Consider the following 20,242-nt stretch of genomic DNA (forward strand, 5'->3'; position numbering starts at 1 on the left):
CCCACGTACTCCAGCTGCGGTACGTGCGCGGCGGAAAGGGGACCTGGGAGCGACGGATCGGCCTCCGGCGATGGCCGATCGTATGAGAGGACGTGCGTGACCCCTCCGCAGGGGACCTCCACAGGGGGACACCTCCGCAGGGGGACCTCCGCACAGGGAGACCCGTACCGGGGGAACCGTCGCGTCCGCCTGCCTCGCTCGCCACGGAAGAGAGACCCATCCATGTCCTGGCTGTCCAGATTCAGCCTTGCCCAGCGGGCCCTGATCGGGCTGATATCGATCGTCGCGCTGGTCTTCGGCGCGATTGCGATTCCGCAGCTCAAGCAGCAACTGCTGCCCACCATCGAGCTCCCGATGGTGTCCGTGATCGCCCCCTACCAGGGTGCGTCCCCCGATGTGGTCGAGAAGCAGGTCGTCGAGCCGCTGGAGTCCACCCTCAAGGCCGTCGACGGCATCGAGTCCGTCACCTCGACCGCCAGCGAGGGCAGCGCCATGATCATGGCGCAGTTCGACTACGGCGACGAGGGCTCCAAGCAGCTCGTGGCCGATGTCCAGCAGGCCGTGAACCGGGCCCGCGCGATGCTCCCCAAGGACGTCGACCCGCAGGTCGTGGCCGGCTCCACGGACGACATCCCGACCGTGGTGCTCGCCGTCACCTCGCCCAAGGACCAGCAGGCGCTCGCCGACCAGCTGGACCGCAGCGTGGTCCCCGAGCTGGAGAAGATCGAGGGCGTCGGCACGGTCACCGTGGCCGGTGTCCGTGACCTTCAGGTCGCCGTCACCCCCGACGACCGCAAGCTGGCCGGGGCGGGCCTCAACGCGATGACCCTCGCGCAGGCCCTCCAGGCGGGCGGCATCTCCGTCCCGGCAGGGTCCTTCGCCGAGGGCGGCCAGAGCCGCACCGTGCAGGTCGGCGGCGCGTTCACCTCGCTGAAGCAGATCGAGGACCTGCGGGTCAGCGCCCAGCCGGCGCCCGGTGCGCAGAGCGCCCCCAAGCCGGTACGGCTCGGTGACGTCGCCAAGGTCGAGGAGAAGCCCGCGACGGCGACCTCCCTGACCCGTACCAACGGTGAGCCCAGCCTCTCCCTGTCGATCACGATGGACAAGGACGGCAGCGCCGTCGCCATCTCCGACGCGGTCAAGGACAAGATCGACGACCTGAGCGCGGGCCTCGGCGCGGGCGCCAAGATCACCACGGTCTTCGACCAGGGCCCCGGCGTCTCCAAGTCGATCTCCGGTCTGACCACCGAGGGTGCCCTCGGCCTGGTCTTCGCCGTCGTGATCATCCTGGTGTTCCTGGCGTCGATCCGCTCGACGCTGGTCACCGCGATCTCCATCCCGCTCTCGGTGGTCCTCGCGCTGATCGTGCTGTGGACCCGCGACCTGTCGCTCAACGTCCTGACCCTGGGCGCGCTCACCATCGCGATCGGCCGGGTCGTCGACGACTCGATCGTGGTCCTGGAGAACATCAAGCGCCACCTCGGCTACGGCGAGGAGCGCCACTCCGCGATCGTCACCGCGGTCAGGGAAGTGGCCGGCGCGGTCACCTCCTCCACCCTCACCACGGTCGCCGTCTTCCTGCCGATCGGCCTGGTCGGCGGCATGGTGGGCCAGCTCTTCGGCTCGTTCTCCATCACCGTGACGGCGGCCCTGCTGGCGTCGCTGCTGGTCTCGCTGACCGTCGTCCCGGTCTTCTCGTACTGGTTCCTGCGCGCGCCCAAGGGCTCGGAGGGCGTCGACCCGGCCGAGCTGCGCCGCAAGGCGGAGGAGAAGGAGGCGAAGAGCAAGCTCCAGAAGATGTACGTCCCGGTGCTGCGCTTCGCCACCCGGCGCCGCTTCACCAGCCTGGTCATCGCCGTCGTCGTCCTCGTCGGCACCTTCGCGATGGCGCCGCTGCTCAAGACGAACTTCTTCGACCAGGGCGAGCAGGACACCCTCTCGCTCACCCAGAAGCTCAAGCCGGGCACCAGCCTGGAGGAGACCAACAAGGCCGCCGGGAAGGTAGAGAAGGTCCTCGGCTCGATCGACACGGTCAAGGACTACCAGGTCACCGTCGGCTCGTCCGGCATGATGGCCGCCTTCGGCGGCGGGTCCGGCGCCAACCAGGCCTCGTACCAGCTGACCCTGAAGGACGCCAAGGACGGCAAGAGGACCACCGAGCGGATCGAGTCCGAGCTGAAGAAGCTCGACGGCATCGGCGAGGCCAAGGTCGGCGCCGGCGGCGGCATGGGCGGCCAGGACCTCTCCGTGATCGTCAAGGCGGGTGACGCGGACGTCCTCAAGAAGGCCTCCGAGCAGGTCCGCACCGCCGTCGCGGGCATCAAGAACGTGACCGACGTCCAGAGCGACCTGGCCCAGTCGGTGCCCCGCATCTCGGTCAGGGCGACGCCCAAGGCAGCCGAGGCGGGCTTCAACGACACCGCCCTCGGTGGCGTCGTCGCCCAGGCGGTACGCGGCACCAACGCCGGCAAGGCGATGCTGAACTCCACCGAGCGCGACATCGTCATCACCTCGGCCAACCCGGCCACCACCCTCGCCGAGCTCAGGAACCTCCCGCTCGGCCCGGTCAAGCTCGGCCAGATCGCCGATGTGAAGCTGGTGGACGGCCCGGTCTCGATGACCCGCATCGACGGCGCCCGTGCCGCCACGGTCACCGCCAAGCCGGTCGGCGAGGACACAGGTGCGGTCACCACCGCACTCACCACGAAGATCAACGATCTCAAGGACCAGCTGCCCAAGGGCGCTTCCGTCGAGATCGGCGGCGTCTCCTCCGACATGGACGAGACGTTCGTCAAGCTCTTCATGGCGATGTTCGCGGCCGTCGCGATCGTCTTCCTGCTGCTGGTCGCCACCTTCCGCTCGCTGATCCAGCCGCTGATCCTGCTGGTGTCGATCCCGTTCGCGGCGACCGGCGCGATCGGCCTGCTGCTCGCCACCGGCACCCCGATGGGCGTCCCGGCGATGATCGGCATGCTGATGCTGATCGGCATCGTGGTCACCAACGCGATCGTGCTGATCGACCTGATCAACCAGTACCGGGCCCAGGGCATGGGCGTCGTCGAGGCCGTCGTCGAGGGTGGCAGGCACCGTCTGCGCCCGATCCTGATGACCGCACTGGCGACGATCTTCGCGCTGCTGCCGATGGCGCTGGGCATCACCGGCGAGGGCGGCTTCATCTCCAAGCCGCTCGCCATCGTGGTGATCGGCGGTCTGATCACCTCGACGCTGCTGACGCTCCTGCTGGTCCCGACCCTCTACGCCATGGTGGAGCTCCGCAAGGAGCGCCGTGCGGCGAAGAAGGAGGCCAAGCGGGAGGCCAAGGCGGCTCCCGCCACGAAGAACGAGGAGCGCGAGCCCGCGGGGGTCTGAGCCCCGTGATCCCGTGACCCCGTGATCACTTTCGGCACAAGAGTAAGGGGCGCCCTCCCGGAGGGCGCCCCTTACTCATGTACTGCCGTGCTGTGCCGCTGTCAGGCCGTCGGGTCCGCCGGGATCGCGTGGACCTCGACCGGGTCGTTGCCGGGCTTGCCGCCGGGGCCCGGACACGCGGAGGCGCGCGCGGCGATCTCGTACGCCCGGTCCTCGCTCTTGACGTCCACGACCCAGTATCCGGCGAGGATCGGGCCCTTCTGGGCCGGCCCGTCGGTCACCTGCGGCTTGCCGTCGGACCCGGCCCTGACCGTCTTGGCCAGGGAAGGACCGCCGAGCCCGCGCGCCTCGACCATCTCGCCCGCCGAGGTCAGCTCGTTGTTGAGGGCCTCCATGTGCGCGAACATCGCCTGCATGTCGTCCGGTGAATAGGACGACATGACGCTGTCCCAGTCGGCGGCGTCCACGTTCATCTGGATCATGTACAGCATCTGTCTGCGCTCCTCGGACCGAGTCGTTTCCTGTGTACTGAGGGGTGGACTGCTGCCCCCAGCGAAACTCATCGGCCGCGCGTCCGCTACGGGAGCGCCAGCATCCGCTCCAGCGCCAGCTTCGCGAAGCTCTCGGTCTCCCGGTCGACCTCGATCCGGTTGACCAGGTTGCCCTCGGCCAGCGACTCCAGGGTCCACACCAGGTGGGGGAGGTCGATGCGGTTCATGGTCGAGCAGAAGCAGACCGTCTTGTCGAGGAAGACGACCTCCTTGTCCGGGTGCGCGTTCGCCAGCCGCCGGACCAGGTTCAGCTCGGTGCCGATCGCCCACTTCGAGCCCGCCGGGGCCGCGTCCAGTGCCTTGATGATGTACTCCGTCGAACCGACCTCGTCGGCCGCCGCGACCACCTCGTGCTTGCACTCCGGGTGCACCAGGACGCGTACGCCGGGAATCCGGGCCCGTACGTCCTCCACCGACTCCAGCGAGAACCGGCCGTGCACCGAGCAGTGCCCGCGCCACAGGATCATCTTCGCGTTGCGCAGCTGCTCGGTGGTCAGCCCGCCGTTCGGCTTGTGCGGGTTGTAGAGGACGCAGTCGTCCAGGGACATCCCCATGTCGCGCACGGCGGTGTTGCGCCCCAGGTGCTGGTCGGGCAGGAAGAGCACCTGCTCGCCCTGCTCGAAGGCCCAGTCCAGGGCGCGCTTGGCGTTCGACGAGGTACAGATGGTGCCGCCGTGCTTGCCGGTGAAGGCCTTGATGTCGGCGGAGGAGTTCATGTACGAGACCGGGACGACGCGGTCGGCTATCCCGGCGTCGGTCAGCACGTCCCAGCACTCCGCGACCTGCTCGGCGGTGGCCATGTCGGCCATCGAGCAGCCCGCCGCGAGGTCGGGGAGCACGACCTTCTGGTCGTCGCCGGTGAGGATGTCGGCCGACTCGGCCATGAAGTGCACACCGCAGAAGACGATGTACTCCGCCTCCGGCTTGGCGGCGGCGTCGCGCGCGAGCTTGAAGGAGTCACCGGTGACGTCGGCGAACTGGATGACCTCGTCACGCTGGTAGTGGTGGCCGAGCACGAAGACCTTGTCCCCGAGCTTCTCCTTGGCCGCGCGGGCGCGCTCCACCAGGTCCGGGTCGGACGGCGAGGGCAGGTCTCCGGGACACTCGACGCCGCGCTCGCTGCTGGGGTCGGCCTCGCGGCCGAGCAGCAGCAGGGCGAGGGGCGACGGCTGGACATCGAGGTCGACCTGGCGGGGCTGGGCGGTGGTCACGACACGCACCCTTTCTGTTTCTGCGAGCTGCGAGTGGGGCCCATGAGGAAAGGAACACGGAGCCTTTTCGTCGAAATGACGCTATCTATCATAGCCGCTTCGCGTCACTTTGACGATGCCGATCTCGTCGATGTGACGCATTCCTGGGGCGGTCCCGGCGCCCCCTGGCCCGTGCCCGCTTCGACGGGGGTGTGCGAGCATGAAAGAACAAGACAGACGCTCGGGCCCGGAATGAATCCGGGGCCCCGCCGGTTGCAACCGTCGGCAAGCAGTCCGTACAACCCGGGAGAGATGTAGATGTCCGTTCAGGACGACAAGACCACCGTGAGCGACGGCATTCTCCTGTCCGACGCCGCCGCATCCAAGGTGAAGGCCCTGCTCGACCAGGAGGGACGCGACGACCTCGCGCTCCGCGTCGCCGTACAGCCCGGTGGCTGCTCGGGTCTGCGGTACCAGCTCTTCTTCGACGAGCGTTCGCTCGACGGCGACGTCCTCAAGGACTTCGACGGTGTGAAGGTCGTCACCGACCGGATGAGCGCCCCGTACCTGGGCGGCGCCTCCATCGACTTCGTCGACACCATCGAGAAGCAGGGCTTCACGATCGACAACCCGAACGCCACCGGCTCCTGCGCCTGCGGCGACTCGTTCAGCTAGTCAGTCCCACGCCGAAGGCGGTTGTCCCGGAATTCCGTATCCGGGACAACCGCCTTCGCCGTACGCCGAGTTCAACCCTCCGGAGGGCTCGCCCCCGCCCGGTGGCTCAGCCCTTGGGCACGGCCTTGCCGTCCTCACCCACTACCTGCCGCCCGTCCAGGGGCTTGTCCAGGGTGACGCTCTCCGTCAGCTTCTTCGCGATGGCGATGCAGATCCGCTTCGGGTCGGGATTGGTCTCCACGATCCGCACCTTCACCGCGCCGCCCTCCTCGGCCGCCTTCGCCGCGTAGTCGCTGCACACCCCGCCCCAGAAGGTGAGCGTCAGCTTCCGGCCGTCCGCCCGGTAGGACTCGATGTGCCGGTCGGGCGTCGCCGGCCCCGCCGTCGGGTCCTGCGGCGGCTCGCTCACCGGCGGCTTCGGCGCCGCCAGGAACTTCGGGTCCACCGCCGGATACGTCACCGTGTACGGCTTCTCGTCACCCGTCGGCCGCACCCCGAACAGCCACGAGGGCACCAGCATCTGCTGCCCGTCCGCGTACTGCACCGCCAGCCCGAAGACCGCCGAGCCGACCGTCACCGTCCGCTGCGGCTGCTGGCGGGGCTCGCACGGCAGGATCTTCCCCAGCGGCGCCCCGGGCGGCGACCCCTCGACCGCGGTCCCCTGCTTCTGCTCCTTCACCGGTACGGGAGTGGCGCAGCCGCCGATGTCCGGCACCTTCCCGCGCCCCGCCCCGTTGAGCAGCTCCAGCGCCTTCGCCGCGCCGACCACCGGATACCCGGCCCCCTTGCTGAGGCCCTTCAACTTCCCGCTGCCGCCGACCACCTGTCCGTCGGGCCCGACCGGAATCCCGGTCATCCAGCCGTACGTCGGCAACCCGTCGACCACCGGATCCGCGTTGACCACCCGCGCCCCGCCCAGCACCTGGCTCGCGTCCAGCCGCGCACCCTGGAGGCCCAGCGCCTTCAGCACCGGCGCCGCCGCCTTCTTCGCGGTCTCCTCGCCGGGCGGCGTGCCCGTGGTGCACGGCTTGCCCTGCACGCAGTCGACACTGCTCTTCGGGCCCGGGCCGCGCGCGAACGTCCAGTTCCCCGGCGCCCGTTCACTCACCCGCAACTGCGCACCCGAACCGTCCGCCACCGCCCCGACCAGCCAGGATCCGCCCTCCCGCTTCGGTGTGCCGTCCACCCCGAGCGCCCGCGCCAGCCGGCTCACCTCGTCCGCGCCGACCGCGCCCTGCGCCCGGTACACCGCAGCGGACCCGGGCCCCTCGGGCAGGTCCCCGGCCGCCCGGTAGACCACCTGCCCCCAGGTCCCGTTGCCGTTCGGGTCCGGTTCGCCCGGGGCGATGCCGGCCGGGCCGCTGCCGGTCGGCTCGGGCCGCGCGCCCCTGAGGTCCGTACCGCCCGAGCCGCTGTCGGTGGGGCCGTCCAGCGAGAGCAGCGGGGGAGTGCCGCCGGGGGCGCCGGGGGAGGTCGTCCCGCCGTCACCGCCCGCGGAGGCCGCCCAGTACGCGCTCCCGCCGCCGACCAGCAGCACCGCGGCTGCCACCGAGGCGGCGGCCAGCGGGGAACGCCGCCTTCGGGGGGTGGTCTGCGTCTGCTCGTCGCTGCTCACCGGATCGCTCCTTCGCCTGCGCCGAGGGGGCGCTGGATGCGGACGTCCCCTTAACAGGAGACACCCGTGTGACGAAGCGAGCGACCTTCCGGTTCCCCGCCGGGCCGTACGGCGCCGGGCTCGGGCCCCGTACCCGGGCCCCGCACTCAGGCCCCGTACTCGGGCATCGCGCCCACCAGCCGTGCCGAGGCCGGCGGCACCACCACACCGTGGATCAGCGAGGCCGGAACGCGCTCGGCGACGGTCGCCGGAACCGACCAGTGCGAGACCATGCTGGCGCAGTCCCCCCGCAACTGCGCCCAGTCGCCGTCGCCTTCGGATCCTGCGGAGGGGGTCGGTCCGATCGTGACGCTGTGCTTGCGCATACGTGGAGCTCCCGTGCTCAAGGGGCCGCTGAAGAGGCGAAACCCCGGTCTCCTCGCACCGTATGCACCTGCGACCTCAATGAAAAAGACCTACTATCGGGTAGTTTTGCCGCTTCGGCCGTTGGGGTGTGAACCGGTAGCTTGAGCTGTCGCATTGTTCCGAGCCTTGCCACCATCCCCACAGGGAGAAGCCCCGCCGTGCGTATCGCAGTCACCGGCTCCATCGCCACCGACCACCTCATGACCTTCCCCGGCCGTTTCGCCGACCAGCTGGTCGCGGATCAGCTGCATACGGTCTCCCTCTCGTTCCTGGTCGACAACCTCGACGTACGAAGGGGAGGGGTCGGCGCGAACATCTGCTTCGGCATGGGGCAGCTCGGCACCCACCCCATCCTGGTCGGCGCGGCCGGCTCCGACTTCGACGAGTACCGCGCCTGGCTCGACCGGCACGGCGTGGACACCGAATCGGTCCGCATCTCCGAGGTGCTGCACACCGCGCGCTTCGTGTGCACCACCGACTCCGACCACAACCAGATCGGCTCCTTCTACACAGGCGCGATGAGCGAGGCCCGCCAGATCGAGCTCAAGGCCGTCGCCGACCGCGTGGGCGGTCTGGACCTGGTCCTGATCGGTGCGGACGACCCCGAGGCGATGCTCCGTCACACGGAGGAGTGCCGCTCCCGCTCCATCCCCTTCGCCGCGGACTTCTCGCAGCAGATCGCCCGCATGTCCGGCGACGACATCCGCACGCTGCTCGAAGGCGCCACGTACCTCTTCTCCAACGAGTACGAGAAGGGCCTCATCGAGTCGAAGACCGGCTGGACGGACGCCGAGATCCTCGCCAAGGTCGGCCACCGCGTCACCACGCTCGGCTCGCGCGGCGTGCGGATCGAGAAGGTCGGCCTGGAGCCGATCGAGGTCGGCGTGCCGGAGGAGGACGCGAAGGTCGACCCGACGGGCGTGGGCGACGCGTTCCGCGCGGGCTTCCTGTCCGGGCTGGCGTGGGGGGTCAACCACGAGCGGGCGGCGCAGATCGGGTGCATGCTGGCGACGCTGGTGATCGAGACGCTGGGGACGCAGGAGTACACGCTGAGCCGGGCGCACTTCATGGACCGGTTCACGAAGGCGTACGGGCATGAGGCGGCGGCGGAGGTTCAGGGGCACCTGAGCTGACGGTCCGGTCGGGGTGAGGTGAGGGGAGCGGGGTCGGGCGGGGCCGGAGGGTTCGGCTCCGCCGGGGGCCGCCCCCTTGCCCGCCCGTTCCGCCCCCGGGGGGCGGCCCCGCCGCCCAAGGGGGCGGGGCAACGGGTGGGTGCGGCCCCGCCGCCCAAGGGGGCGGGGGGCGTAGGCGGCTTCGCCGCCCGAGTGGACGGCTACTTCGCTCTGCGGATCGTGTAGGCGGACCCTCGCTCCCGTTCCTCCTCGCCCGCGTACTCCTGGCCTCGCATTTCGCACCAGGCCGGGATGTCCAGGCGGGCGGCGACGTCGTCGGCGAGGACGGTCACCGTTCCGCCGACCGGGACGTCGCCGATCACCTTGGCGAGCTCGATCACCGGGATCGGGCAGCGCTTCCCGAGCGCGTCCACGGTCAGTGCCGCCGGCCCGGCGGCCGGGAAGGACCGTGCCGGTTCCGGGGCCCCCAGCCGTTCCCGTACGCCTGCCACCGCCTCCGGCAGCACGGCCAGGAACCGTTCCACGTCCTCCTCCGCCGCACCCCGGGGCAGCGACACCCGGACGTTCCCCTCGGACAGCACCCCCATCGCCCGCAGCACATGGCTCGGCGTCAGCGTGCTGCTCGTGCACGAGGAACCCGACGACACCGAGAAGCCGGCCCCGTCCAGCGCGTGCAGCAGGCTCTCCCCGTCGACGTACAGACAGGAGAAGGTCACCAGGTGCGGCAGCCGGCGCACCGGATCCCCGACCACCTCCACGTCCGGCACGGTCCGCGCCACCCGCGTCCGGATCCGCTCCACCAACTCCCGCAGCCGCACCGCCTCCGCGTCCGCCTCCGCCCGCACCGCCCGCAGCGAGGCCGCGGCCGCGATGACCGCCGGGAGGTTCACGAAGCCGGGGGAGCGCCCCGCCTCCCGCTCGTCGGCGGGACCCTGCGGCGCGTACCGCACGCCCTTCCTGACGACGAGCAGCCCCACCCCGGCCGGACCGCCCCACTTGTGCGCGCTCGCGGTCAGCAGCGACCACTCGCCGTCCACCCGCCCCCAGCCCAGCGACTGTGCCGCGTCCACCAGCAGCGGCACACCCACCTCCCGGCACTGCTGTGCGACTTCGGCCACCGGCTGGAGGGTGCCGACCTCGTGGTTGGCGGACTGCAGACACGCCAGCGCGGTGTCCTCACGCAGCGCCCGTACGAAGCCCTCGGCCTCGACCGCACCCCCGCGCCCCACCGGCACCTCGTCCACCGAACCGCCGTCCGCCGTGTGGGCGGCGGCCGAATGGAGCACCGAGGAGTGCTCGACGGCGGAGACGACCAGATGGCGGCCGACACGCCGACGCGCGGCGAGGGCCCCGGCAATTCCCGTGTGCACCGCGTGCGTTCCCGAAGGGGTGAAAACCAGCTCGTCGGGGCGGCATCCCACCGCCTCCGCGGCGGCCTCCCGCGCGGCGTCCAGGAGCATCCTGGCCCGGCGCCCCTCCCGGTAGAGCCGGGCCGGATCGGCCCACCCCTCGTCCAGCGAGGCAAGCAACGCCTGGTGGGCGACGGGGTGCAGGGGCGCGGCGGACGCGGCATCGAAGTAGGGCACCGGGCCACGCTAGCCGCCGGGTGCGTCCCGCCCTGTACCGCCATCGGGGGAGGGGTCGTCAGATGCCGGGCGGAGGCCGGGGTTCCGCCCGCCACCGGCGGCAACACCACCCCTTCGGGGAGCGCTGCGGCGCGTTGGGCACCCTCCCCGCGCGACCCCAAATAGCGTCCAGTAGGGTTTGGTCCGCATAAACATCCAAACCCCTGCCCGCGTAAGGGCCGGCCCCGACCGACCAGTCAGACGGCCGCAGCCACTACAACGCGCGGGCGAGACTCTCGGGAAGGCGCTACGTGAGTCCCACCGGCTCCGACCGCTCGTCGCGGCGCCCGATGCGGCGGAAGCTGCTCCAGGTGCTGACCGCGGGCGTGGTCCTGGCGACCGCCTCTGGTTGCTCGTACACATGGGAGGACTTCCCTCGACTGGGAATGCCCACCCCGGTGACGGAAGAGGCGCCGCGAATCCTCTCCCTCTGGCAGGGCTCGTGGGCGGCAGCGCTCGTCACGGGCGTGCTGGTGTGGGGCCTGATCCTGTGGAGTGTCATCTTCCACCGGCGCAGCCGCACCAAGGTCGAGGTACCTCCGCAGACCCGGTACAACATGCCCATCGAGGCCCTGTACACGGTCGCCCCGCTCATCATCGTCTCGGTGCTGTTCTACTTCACGGCCCGTGACGAGTCCAAGCTCCTGCATCTCGACGAAAAGCCGAAGCACACGATCAACGTGGTCGGCTATCAGTGGAGCTGGGGCTGGAACTACATCGAGGACGTGGACGGGAACCCGGCCACCGGTCCTCAGACCGACCCCAAAACCAAGCTGAAGACCGGGGTTCCGAAGGAACTCAACGCGATCCCGGACAGGTACACCAAGCAGTTCCCCGACGGTGCCGAAGGCGTCTACGACTACGGCATCCCCGGAACCCGGAACCCGGACACCGGAAACCCCGGCCCCACCCTGTGGCTGCCGAAGGGCGAGAAGGTCCGGTTCGTGCTGACGGCGCGTGACGTCATCCACTCCTTCTGGGTGGTCCCCTTCCTCATGAAGCAGGACGTCGTCCCGGGGCACACCAACGCCTTCGAGGTGACTCCCACCAAGGAGGGCACCTTCATGGGCAAGTGCGCCGAGCTCTGCGGCGTGGACCACTCCCGGATGCTCTTCAACGTCAAGGTCGTCTCCCCCGAGGAGTACAAGCAGCACCTCAAGGACCTGAAGGCGAAGGGCCAGACCGGATACATCCCGGCCGGCATCGAGCTGACCAAGCCGGCCAGGAATGCGGAGACGAACAAACTGTGAGCATCCTCAACGAACCCAAGGGTGCCGCGGCAGCAGTCGACTCGTACGAGAACGAGCTGCCTGTGCGGCGCAAGGAGCCCGGCAACATTGTGATCAAGTGGCTCACCACCACTGACCACAAGACGATCGGCTCGATGTACCTCATCACGTCGTTCGTGTTCTTCATCATCGGCGGACTGATGGCGCTCTTCATGCGCGCCGAGCTCGCTCGTCCCGGCACGCAGGTCATGTCGAACGAGCAGTTCAACCAGGCGTTCACGATGCACGGCACGATCATGCTGCTGATGTTCGCGACGCCGCTGTTCGCCGGATTCGCCAACTGGATCATGCCGCTGCAGATCGGTGCGCCCGACGTGGCGTTCCCGCGGCTGAACATGTTCGCGTACTGGCTGTACCTCTTCGGCTCGATCATCGCGGTGGCCGGCTTCCTCACCCCGCAGGGTGCGGCCGACTTCGGCTGGTTCGCCTACTCCCCGCTGTCGGACGCGGTCCGTTCGCCGGGTGTCGGCGCCGACATGTGGATCATGGGTCTGGCCTTCTCCGGCTTCGGCACGATCCTCGGCTCGGTCAACTTCATCACCACGATCATCTGCATGCGCGCTCCCGGCATGACGATGTTCCGTATGCCGATCTTCACCTGGAACGTGCTGCTGACCGGTGTGCTGGTCCTGCTCGCCTTCCCGGTGCTGGCCGCCGCGCTGTTCGCCCTGGAGGCGGACCGTAAATTCGGTGCCCATATCTTCGATGCCGCAAATGGCGGCGCGATTCTCTGGCAACACCTCTTCTGGTTCTTCGGCCATCCAGAGGTGTACATCATCGCGTTGCCGTTCTTCGGAATCATTTCCGAAGTGATCCCGGTCTTCAGCCGCAAGCCGATGTTCGGCTACATCGGTCTGATCGCCGCGACCATCGCCATCGCCGGCCTTTCGGTCACCGTCTGGGCCCACCACATGTACGTGACGGGCGGCGTGCTGTTGCCGTTCTTCTCGTTCATGACGTTCCTCATCGCAGTGCCCACCGGTGTGAAGTTCTTCAACTGGATCGGCACGATGTGGAAGGGCTCACTGTCCTTCGAGACACCGATGCTCTGGGCCGTCGGCTTCCTGATCACCTTCACCTTCGGTGGTCTGACCGGCGTCATCCTGGCCTCGCCCCCGATGGACTTCCACGTCTCCGACTCGTACTTCGTCGTCGCGCACTTCCACTACGTCATCTTCGGCACCGTGGTCTTCGCGATGTTCTCCGGCTTCCACTTCTGGTGGCCGAAGTTCACCGGCAAGATGCTGGACGAGCGGCTCGGCAAGATCACCTTCTGGACGCTGTTCGTGGGCTTCCACGGCACGTTCCTGGTGCAGCACTGGCTCGGTGCCGAGGGCATGCCGCGTCGTTACGCGGACTACCTCGCGGCCGACGGCTTCACCGCGCTGAACACGATCTCGACCATCAGCTCCTTCCTGCTGGGTCTGTCGATGCTCCCGTTCTTCTACAACGTGTGGAAGACCGCGAAGTACGGCAAGAAGATCGAGGTCGACGACCCCTGGGGTTACGGCCGCTCCCTTGAGTGGGCGACCTCCTGCCCGCCGCCGCGGCACAACTTCCTCACGCTGCCGCGCATCCGGTCGGAATCCCCGGCGTTCGACCTGCACCACCCGGAGATCTCCGCGATCGACCAGCTGGAGAACCACCGGGACAACGGCATCGAGTCGCTCGCCCTCAGTGCGAAGGAGTCGGGCAAGTGAAGATCCAAGGCTGGCTGTTCATCTGGCTGAGCGTATTCATCGCGATCATGGCCGTCGTGTACGGCGTGTGGTCGAAGGAGCCCGCGGGCACCACGGCGCTCGTCCTGGCCTTCGGGCTGAGCCTCATGATCGGCTTCTACCTGGCCTTCACGGCCAAGCGGGCCGACGCGATGGCCCAGGACAACAAGCAGGCCGACGTGGCGGACGAGGCCGGCGAGCTGGGCTTCTTCGCCCCGCACAGCTGGCAGCCGCTCTCGCTGGCCATCGGCGGTGCCTTCGCCTTCCTCGCGATCGCGATGGGCTGGTGGCTGCTGTTCTTCTCGCTGCCGCTGATCCTGATCGGCCTGTTCGGCTGGGTCTTCGAGTTCTACCGCGGTGAGAACCGCACCCAGTAGGACCGAGAAACCCACGGGAATCCAGCCGTACGGCGGTACCCATATGAGGGGCCCGTACACCTGAGGACGTTCAGGTGTACGGGCCTCTCATTCGTTTGCAGTCACTTGCGGCGGTCCAGCGCGCTCGATCTGACGATGCTTCATATCGTGTGATCATGAGCTACGCACCCCGAAGCCGGTCGGTCCTGAGCTGCGCACTGCTGGTCGCCTCCCTCGGGGCCGGGCTGACCGCCTGCGGCGAACCCGAGAGCAACCCGCTCTCCTCGAAGCCGTACGACGCCGCCCAGCAGATCACCTTCAACGGCCGGCCCGGCAGCACCGACGCCGACCCGGAGAAGCCCCTCGAAGTCCGGGCCACCGGCAAGGAGGGCCGGATCACCGACGTCATCGCCGCGGACGCCACAGGACGCCAGGTGGCGGGCGAACTCTCCGCCGACGGGTCCCGCTGGCACTCCACCGCCCCACTGGCCGCAGGGGCCGACTACGCGCTCAGGATCGCCACCGAGGACACGACCGGTGCCCCGGGAGTGCGCAGGCTCAACTTCCGTACCGCCGCGCCCAAGAAGAAGCTGAAGGTCACCTTCGGCCCCGACGCGGGCACCTACGGCGTCGGACAGCCCCTCACCGCCGAACTCAGCCAGAAGGTCAAGGACCCGCGCGCCAGGGCCGTCGTGGAGCGCGCCCTCAAGGTCGACTCCAAGCCCTCGGTGGAGGGCTCCTGGTACTGGGTGGACGACGACTTCCTGCACTTCCGCCCGCGCGACTACTGGCCCGCACAGGCCACCATCAGGGCGCACAGCACCCTGGAGGGCATCAAGGTCGCCAAGGGCCTCTACGGGGCCGCCTCGGCGCCCCTGCGCATCCGCACCGGCGACCGCATCGAGGCCATCACCGACGCGTCGTCGCACTACATGACGGTCAAGCGCAACGGAGAAGTGATCAACACCATTCCGGTGACCACCGGCAAGCCCGGCTACTCCACCCGCAACGGCGTCAAGGTCGTACTGGGCAAGGAGTACTTCGTACGGATGCGCGGCACCAGCATCGGAATCCCGCGCGGCACCAGGGACTCGTACGATCTGCCGGTGTACTACGCGACCCGGGTGACCTGGAGCGGCGAGTACGTGCACGCCGCGCCCTGGTCCACCGGGTCACAGGGCTACGAGAACGTCAGCCACGGCTGCACGGGCATGTCCACCGGCAACGCCGCCTGGTTCTACGAGACCGTCCGCGAGGGCGACATCGTCAAGGTCGTCGGCAGCTGGGGCGACTCCATGGACCCCTTCGGCAACGGCTTCGGCGACTGGAACGTCCCCTGGAAGTCGTGGCGCAAGGGCAGCGCCCTGCTCGCCTCCACCGAGCGCCAGCGCGACCTGGTGCACACCCCGCGCCTGCGCCCCCAGGTCTGAGGAGCGGACCCGGGGGAGCGAGGAGGCGGCGCGTGGCGTCAGGCCCGTACGGCGGGGGACTTGTGGCTCAGCCGCTCGCGCAGCAGCGCGGCCAGCGAGGCGGCGAACTCCACCGGCTCGACGGGCAGCGTCACCGCCGCCTCCGCGCGGCTCCAGGTGGCCAGCCAGGCGTCCTGCGGACGCCCCATCAGGAGCAGGACGGGCGGGCAGTCGAAGACCTCGTCCTTGATCTGCCGGCAGACGCCCATGCCGCCGGCCGGGACGGTCTCGCCGTCCAGCACGCACACGTCGACACCGCCGGCATCCAGCGCTTTCAGCACGGCGGGCAGGGTGGCGCACTCAAGGAACTCGACCGGCGGTACGTCGGCGGCCGGCCTGCGTCCGGCCGCAAGACGCACCTGCTCGCGGGTGTGGGAGTTGTCGCTGTAGACCAGCACCGTTGCGGTCGGCTGCTGCATTGTTCCTCCGTGACGTCCGGTTGCGCGGTGTTCTCGGGGTTCTCAGGGCTCTGCAGCGGGCTTCACCGGCCCACTCCGATGCGCGGATGCTACTCCGTCGGACACCCCGTCAGCACCGGTTCGCACGGTCCTTCGATGGGCCGTTCGGGCAGGACACACCCTCTTGACACTCCGAACGGCACCCCCCGGGGTGAGGGCGGGATAAGCGACCGACATAATGTCGGTCGTGGCGACAGCAACGACAGTAGATACCGGGCACGCGCACCCGTCGGTCAATCGACCGAACCTCACCAGCGTCGGAACCATCATCTGGCTGAGTTCCGAGCTGATGTTCTTCGCGGCCCTCTTCGCGATGTACTTCACCCTGCGATCGGTGACGGGTCCCGAGTTCTGGACGGAAAAGGCCTCGGCCTTGAACTTCCCGTTCTCGCTGACCAATACCTCGATCCTGGTGCTCTCCTCCCTCACCTGTCAGCTCGGCGTTTTCGCAGCCGAGCGGGGCGATGTGAAGAAGCTCAGGACGTGGTTCATCATCACGTTCGTGATGGGTGCGATCTTCATTGGCGGCCAGGTGTACGAGTACACCGAGCTGGTCAAGCACGAGGGCCTCTCGCTCTCGTCGGACCCGTACGGCTCGGTGTTCTACCTGACCACCGGCTTCCACGGACTGCACGTGACAGGCGGACTCATCGCCTTCCTGCTGGTCCTGGGCCGTACGTACGCCGCCAAGCGATTCACCCACGAGCAGGCGACAGCCGCCATCGTCGTGTCCTATTACTGGCACTTCGTCGATGTCGTCTGGATCGGCCTGTTCGCCACGATCTACATGATCAAGTAATCCGGGCTCACCAGAACTGGGCCCGAGCCCGCAACACTTCCCGCATCGACGCAGAAGATCCTGACACCGGGGTAATCCGTGAAAAAGCTCTCCGCACGACGACGCCATCCGCTGGCGGCGCTCGTCGTCCTACTCTTCGCGCTGGCGGCCACTGGGGGGCTGTACGCCGCGCTTGCGCCTGCGGGCAAGGCGCAGGCCGACGAGACCTCCCAGTCCCTCGCCATCGAGGAGGGCAAGAAGCTCTACGCCGTCGGCTGCGCAAGCTGCCACGGTACCGGCGGTCAGGGCACCACTGACGGCCCCTCCCTCGTGGGTGTGGGCTCCGCCGCAGTGGACTTCCAGGTCGGCACCGGCCGTATGCCGGCCCAGCAGCCCGGCGCGCAGGTGCCCAAGAAGAAGGTCATCTACACGCAGGCGCAGACCGACCAGCTTGCCGCGTACGTGGCCTCTCTCGGCGCCGGTCCCATCACGCCGACCGAAAGCCAGACCAACCCCGAAGGCGCCGACATCGGCAAGGGTGGCGAACTGTTCCGCACCAACTGCGCGCAGTGCCACAACTTCACCGGTGAGGGCGGCGCCCTCACGAACGGCAAGTACGCTCCGCCCCTGACGGACGTCTCGCCGAAGCACATCTACGAGGCCATGCAGACCGGCCCGCAGAACATGCCCTCCTTCCCGGACAGCACCATGCCGGAGAAGCAGAAGAAGGAAATCATCGCGTACGTCAAGGCCGTGAACGGCGAAGAGACCCCGAGCCCCGGTGGCTTCGGACTGGGCAATCTCGGCCCGGTCAGTGAGGGCCTGTTCGCCTGGATCTTCGGTCTGGGCGCGCTCATCGCAGTTGCCGTCTGGGTCGCGGCCCACACCGCTAAGGCCAAGAAGTCATGAGTAGCAACGAGAATCCAGAAGAGGCCCTGCCGGCTGAGCAGGGCGACGCGCACGGTGCGGTAGCCACGCAGGACGATCCGTTCGCGGACCCCGGACTGCCGGCACACAAGCCGCGTATCCAGGACATCGACGAGCGGGCCGCCAAGCGGTCCGAGCGTGTGGTCGCGTTCCTGTTCACGCTGTCCATGCTGGCCACGGTCGGCTTCATCGCCTCCTTCGTGGCGTTCCCGATCGAAAAGATCGTGTACGTCTGGCCGCTCGGCCACGTGAGCGCGCTGAACCTCTCCCTCGGTCTGACGCTCGGCGTCGCCCTCTTCTGCATCGGCGCGGGCGCGGTCCACTGGGCCCGCACCCTGATGTCCGATGTCGAGGTCGCCGACGAGCGCCACCCGATCGCGGCCGAGCCCGAGGTCAAGGCCAAGGTCCTGGCCGACTTCAAGGCCGGTGCCCAGGAGTCGGCGATCGGCCGTCGCAAGCTGATCCGCACCACGATGTTCGGCGCACTGGCCCTGGTGCCGCTGTCCGGCGTCGTGCTGCTGCGCGACCTCGGTCCGCTGCCGGAGAAGAAGCTCCGCGAGACGCTCTGGGGCAAGGGCAAGCTGCTCATCAACCAGAACACGATGGAGCCGCTGCGCGCGGAGGACGTCGTCGTGGGCTCGCTCACCTTCGCCATGCCGGAAGGCCTGAAGGAGGACGATCACGAGTTCAACACCGAGATCGCCAAGGCCGCGCTGATGATCGTCCGTATCCAGCCGGACGAGATCAAGGACAAGCAGCAGCGCGAGTGGGCGCACGAGGGCATCGTCGCGTACTCGAAGATCTGCACCCACGTCGGCTGCCCGATCAGCCTGTACGAGCAGCAGACCCACCACGTGCTCTGCCCGTGCCACCAGTCCACCTTCGACCTCTCCGACGGCGCCCGTGTCATCTTCGGCCCGGCCGGTCACGCGCTGCCGCAGCTGCGGATCGGTGTGAATGACGAGGGTTACCTCGAAGCGCTGGGCGACTTCGAAGAGCCCGTCGGTCCTTCCTTCTGGGAGCGCGGATGAGTACAGCAACCGAGACCAAGCCGCAGCAGAAGGCGCCCGCCGGTGAGCGGGTCGCGGACTGGGCGGACGGACGGCTGGGGATCTACTCCCTCGCCAAGTCCAACATGCGCAAGATCTTCCCGGACCACTGGTCCTTCATGCTCGGCGAGATCTGCATGTACAGCTTCATCATCATCATCCTCACGGGTGTGTATCTGACGCTGTTCTTCCACCCGTCGATGAACGAGATCGTGTACCACGGCTCGTACGCGCCGATGCACGGCATCCGCATGACGGAGGCCTACGCGTCGACGCTGGACATCAGCTTCGACGTCCGCGGTGGTCTGCTGATCCGGCAGATCCACCACTGGGGCGCGCTGATCTTCCTCGCGGCGATGTTCGTGCACATGATGCGCGTCTTCTTCACGGGTGCCTTCCGCAAGCCGCGTGAGGTCAACTGGCTGTTCGGCTTCCTGCTGTTCGTCCTGGGCATGTTCACCGGCTTCACCGGTTACTCGCTCCCGGACGACCTGCTGTCGGGCACCGGTGTCCGCTTCACCCAGGGCGCGATCCTGTCCGTGCCGGTCGTCGGCACGTACATCTCGATGTTCCTGTTCGGCGGGGAGTTCCCCGGCCACGACATGGTCGCCAGGTTCTACTCGATCCACATTCTTCTGCTGCCGGGCATCATGCTCGGCCTGATGGTGGCTCACCTGATCCTGGTCTTCTACCACAAGCACACCCAGTTCGCGGGCCCCGGCCGGACGAACAAGAACGTCGTCGGCATGCCGCTGCTGCCGGTCTACATGGCCAAGGCCGGAGGCTTCTTCTTCCTGGTCTTCGGTGTCATCGCGATCATCGCGGCGGCGTTCACGATCAACCCGGTCTGGGCGCTCGGTCCGTACCGTCCGGACCAGGTGTCCACCGGCGCCCAGCCCGACTGGTACATGGGCTTCGCCGAAGGCCTGATCCGTGTCATGCCGGGCTGGGAGATCAACCTCTGGGGCCACACACTGGTCCTGGGCGTGTTCATCCCGCTGACCCTCTTCGGTCTGCTCCTCGCCCTCCCCGCGGTGTGGCCGTTCCTGGAGTCCTGGGTCACCGGGGACAAGCGCGAGCACCACATCGCGCAGCGTCCGCGCAACAACCCGACCCGGACCGGCCTGGGCGTCGCCTGGATCACGGTCTACTTCATCGGCCTCGTCGGCGGTGGAAACGACCTGTGGGCCACGCACTTCCATCTGTCGCTCAACTCGATCAGCTGGTTCGTGCGCATCGGCTTCTTCGTCGGCCCGGTCCTGGCGTTCATCGTCACCAAGCGGATCTGCCTGGGTCTCCAGCGCAGGGACGCCGAGAAGGTGCTGCACGGACGCGAGTCCGGCATCATCAAGCGGCTGCCGCACGGTGAGTTCATCGAGGTGCACGAGCCGCTGAACCAGAGCCAGCTGCACACGCTCACGGCGCACGAGCAGTACGCGCCGGCCGAGATCGGTCCCGAGGTGGACGAGAACGGCGTCGAGCGCAAGGTGGGCGCCGCCCAGAAGCTGCGCGCCAAGCTCAGCAAGGGCATGTACGGCGAGGGCAACCAGATCGCCAAGCCCACCGCCGAGGAGTACAAGGAGATCACCAGCGGCCACGGCCACCACTGATCACCTTGAGGCCGGTCCGGTGAGC

At 68.5% G+C, this 20,242-nt stretch carries 17 protein-coding genes; 11 read left to right on the forward strand and 6 right to left on the reverse strand.

Annotation, left to right across the window (positions count from 1 at the left end):
* Window positions 1-222 precede the first annotated feature (222 nt).
* Window positions 223-3,369 (forward strand): efflux RND transporter permease subunit, encoded by a 3,147-nt coding sequence (locus tag ACZ5PB_RS15120; protein WP_468691228.1) that lies wholly within the window; start codon window positions 223-225, stop codon window positions 3,367-3,369.
* A 101-nt stretch (window positions 3,370-3,470) separates the two neighbouring features.
* Here the strand turns inward: ACZ5PB_RS15120 and ACZ5PB_RS15125 are convergent, their stop codons facing one another.
* On the reverse strand, window positions 3,471-3,860 hold the full coding sequence (locus ACZ5PB_RS15125) for a YciI family protein (RefSeq protein WP_468691231.1): 390 nt from the start codon (window positions 3,858-3,860) through the stop codon (window positions 3,471-3,473).
* Window positions 3,861-3,946: 86 nt separating this feature from the next.
* The gene (gene nadA, locus ACZ5PB_RS15130; RefSeq protein WP_468691233.1) at window positions 3,947-5,140 is read right to left on the reverse strand and encodes a quinolinate synthase NadA; all 1,194 of its coding nucleotides are present in this window, start codon (window positions 5,138-5,140) and stop codon (window positions 3,947-3,949) included.
* Between the two features lie 288 nt (window positions 5,141-5,428).
* On the opposite strand from nadA, the gene ACZ5PB_RS15135 reads away from it, so the two are divergent.
* The gene (locus ACZ5PB_RS15135; protein ID WP_468691235.1) at window positions 5,429-5,785 is read left to right on the forward strand and encodes a HesB/IscA family protein; all 357 of its coding nucleotides are present in this window, start codon (window positions 5,429-5,431) and stop codon (window positions 5,783-5,785) included.
* A 106-nt stretch (window positions 5,786-5,891) separates the two neighbouring features.
* Here the strand turns inward: ACZ5PB_RS15135 and ACZ5PB_RS15140 are convergent, their stop codons facing one another.
* Both ACZ5PB_RS15140 and ACZ5PB_RS15145 read right to left on the reverse strand, forming a co-directional pair.
* Window positions 5,892-7,400, reverse strand: coding sequence for a hypothetical protein (locus tag ACZ5PB_RS15140; RefSeq protein WP_468691237.1), 1,509 nt, complete (start codon window positions 7,398-7,400; stop codon window positions 5,892-5,894).
* Between the two features lie 146 nt (window positions 7,401-7,546).
* Entirely contained in the window at window positions 7,547-7,765 is a 219-nt protein-coding gene (locus ACZ5PB_RS15145; RefSeq protein ID WP_468691240.1) for a hypothetical protein, read from the reverse strand.
* A gap of 198 nt (window positions 7,766-7,963) precedes the next feature.
* On the opposite strand from ACZ5PB_RS15145, the gene ACZ5PB_RS15150 reads away from it, so the two are divergent.
* Window positions 7,964-8,938: a carbohydrate kinase family protein gene (locus tag ACZ5PB_RS15150; protein ID WP_468691242.1), complete on the forward strand. Its 975-nt coding sequence runs from the start codon at window positions 7,964-7,966 to the stop codon at window positions 8,936-8,938.
* Between the two features lie 200 nt (window positions 8,939-9,138).
* Here the strand turns inward: ACZ5PB_RS15150 and ACZ5PB_RS15155 are convergent, their stop codons facing one another.
* Entirely contained in the window at window positions 9,139-10,524 is a 1,386-nt protein-coding gene (locus ACZ5PB_RS15155) for an aminotransferase class V-fold PLP-dependent enzyme (RefSeq protein ID WP_468691243.1), read from the reverse strand.
* Between the two features lie 290 nt (window positions 10,525-10,814).
* On the opposite strand from ACZ5PB_RS15155, the gene ctaC reads away from it, so the two are divergent.
* The 4 genes from ctaC to ACZ5PB_RS15175 all read left to right on the forward strand — a co-directional run bounded on the left by ctaC (window position 10,815) and on the right by ACZ5PB_RS15175 (window position 15,356).
* Window positions 10,815-11,813, forward strand: a complete 999-nt coding sequence (gene ctaC, locus ACZ5PB_RS15160; RefSeq protein WP_468691245.1) for an aa3-type cytochrome oxidase subunit II — start codon at window positions 10,815-10,817, stop codon at window positions 11,811-11,813.
* Window positions 11,810-13,552 (forward strand): aa3-type cytochrome oxidase subunit I, encoded by a 1,743-nt coding sequence (ctaD, locus tag ACZ5PB_RS15165; protein ID WP_468691248.1) that lies wholly within the window; start codon window positions 11,810-11,812, stop codon window positions 13,550-13,552. Before ctaC ends, ctaD begins: the two co-directional genes overlap by 4 nt.
* Window positions 13,549-13,947: a cytochrome c oxidase subunit 4 gene (locus ACZ5PB_RS15170; protein WP_468691249.1), complete on the forward strand. Its 399-nt coding sequence runs from the start codon at window positions 13,549-13,551 to the stop codon at window positions 13,945-13,947. The genes ctaD and ACZ5PB_RS15170 overlap by 4 nt, the downstream gene beginning before the upstream one ends.
* A gap of 155 nt (window positions 13,948-14,102) precedes the next feature.
* Entirely contained in the window at window positions 14,103-15,356 is a 1,254-nt protein-coding gene (locus ACZ5PB_RS15175; protein WP_468691251.1) for a L,D-transpeptidase, read from the forward strand.
* Between the two features lie 38 nt (window positions 15,357-15,394).
* Here the strand turns inward: ACZ5PB_RS15175 and ACZ5PB_RS15180 are convergent, their stop codons facing one another.
* Complete coding sequence (locus ACZ5PB_RS15180) at window positions 15,395-15,814, reverse strand: response regulator transcription factor (RefSeq protein ID WP_468691253.1); 420 nt, start codon at window positions 15,812-15,814, stop codon at window positions 15,395-15,397.
* A gap of 217 nt (window positions 15,815-16,031) precedes the next feature.
* Here ACZ5PB_RS15180 and ctaE point away from each other — a divergent pair, with 217 nt between their 5' ends.
* The 4 genes from ctaE (at window position 16,032) to qcrB (ending at window position 20,217) form a co-directional block, all read left to right on the forward strand.
* Window positions 16,032-16,652: an aa3-type cytochrome oxidase subunit III gene (gene ctaE, locus ACZ5PB_RS15185; protein WP_453324110.1), complete on the forward strand. Its 621-nt coding sequence runs from the start codon at window positions 16,032-16,034 to the stop codon at window positions 16,650-16,652.
* A 78-nt stretch (window positions 16,653-16,730) separates the two neighbouring features.
* Window positions 16,731-17,540, forward strand: a complete 810-nt coding sequence (qcrC, locus tag ACZ5PB_RS15190; protein WP_468691254.1) for a cytochrome bc1 complex diheme cytochrome c subunit — start codon at window positions 16,731-16,733, stop codon at window positions 17,538-17,540.
* Complete coding sequence (gene qcrA / locus ACZ5PB_RS15195; RefSeq protein ID WP_468691256.1) at window positions 17,537-18,589, forward strand: cytochrome bc1 complex Rieske iron-sulfur subunit; 1,053 nt, start codon at window positions 17,537-17,539, stop codon at window positions 18,587-18,589. Before qcrC ends, qcrA begins: the two co-directional genes overlap by 4 nt.
* Window positions 18,586-20,217 (forward strand): cytochrome bc1 complex cytochrome b subunit, encoded by a 1,632-nt coding sequence (gene qcrB / locus ACZ5PB_RS15200; protein WP_468691258.1) that lies wholly within the window; start codon window positions 18,586-18,588, stop codon window positions 20,215-20,217. The genes qcrA and qcrB overlap by 4 nt, the downstream gene beginning before the upstream one ends.
* The last annotated feature ends 25 nt before the right edge of the window (window positions 20,218-20,242 follow it).

The organism is Streptomyces sp. NPDC032721 (genome assembly GCF_055579625.1).

Bases quoted from the DNA above. Each gene is read 5' to 3' on its own strand.
- ACZ5PB_RS15145 (WP_468691240.1), bottom strand. From the start codon at position 7,765: ATGCGCAAGCACAGCGTCACGATCGGACCGACCCCCTCCGCAGGATCC.
- ACZ5PB_RS15120 (WP_468691228.1), top strand. From the start codon at position 223: ATGTCCTGGCTGTCCAGATTCAGCCTTGCCCAGCGGGCCCTGATCGGG.
- ACZ5PB_RS15135 (WP_468691235.1), top strand. From the start codon at position 5,429: ATGTCCGTTCAGGACGACAAGACCACCGTGAGCGACGGCATTCTCCTG.
- ACZ5PB_RS15175 (WP_468691251.1), top strand. From the start codon at position 14,103: ATGAGCTACGCACCCCGAAGCCGGTCGGTCCTGAGCTGCGCACTGCTG.
- qcrA (WP_468691256.1), top strand. From the start codon at position 17,537: ATGAGTAGCAACGAGAATCCAGAAGAGGCCCTGCCGGCTGAGCAGGGC.
- qcrB (WP_468691258.1), top strand. From the start codon at position 18,586: ATGAGTACAGCAACCGAGACCAAGCCGCAGCAGAAGGCGCCCGCCGGT.
- ctaE (WP_453324110.1), top strand. From the start codon at position 16,032: ATGTCGGTCGTGGCGACAGCAACGACAGTAGATACCGGGCACGCGCAC.
- ACZ5PB_RS15125 (WP_468691231.1), bottom strand. From the start codon at position 3,860: ATGCTGTACATGATCCAGATGAACGTGGACGCCGCCGACTGGGACAGC.
- ACZ5PB_RS15180 (WP_468691253.1), bottom strand. From the start codon at position 15,814: ATGCAGCAGCCGACCGCAACGGTGCTGGTCTACAGCGACAACTCCCAC.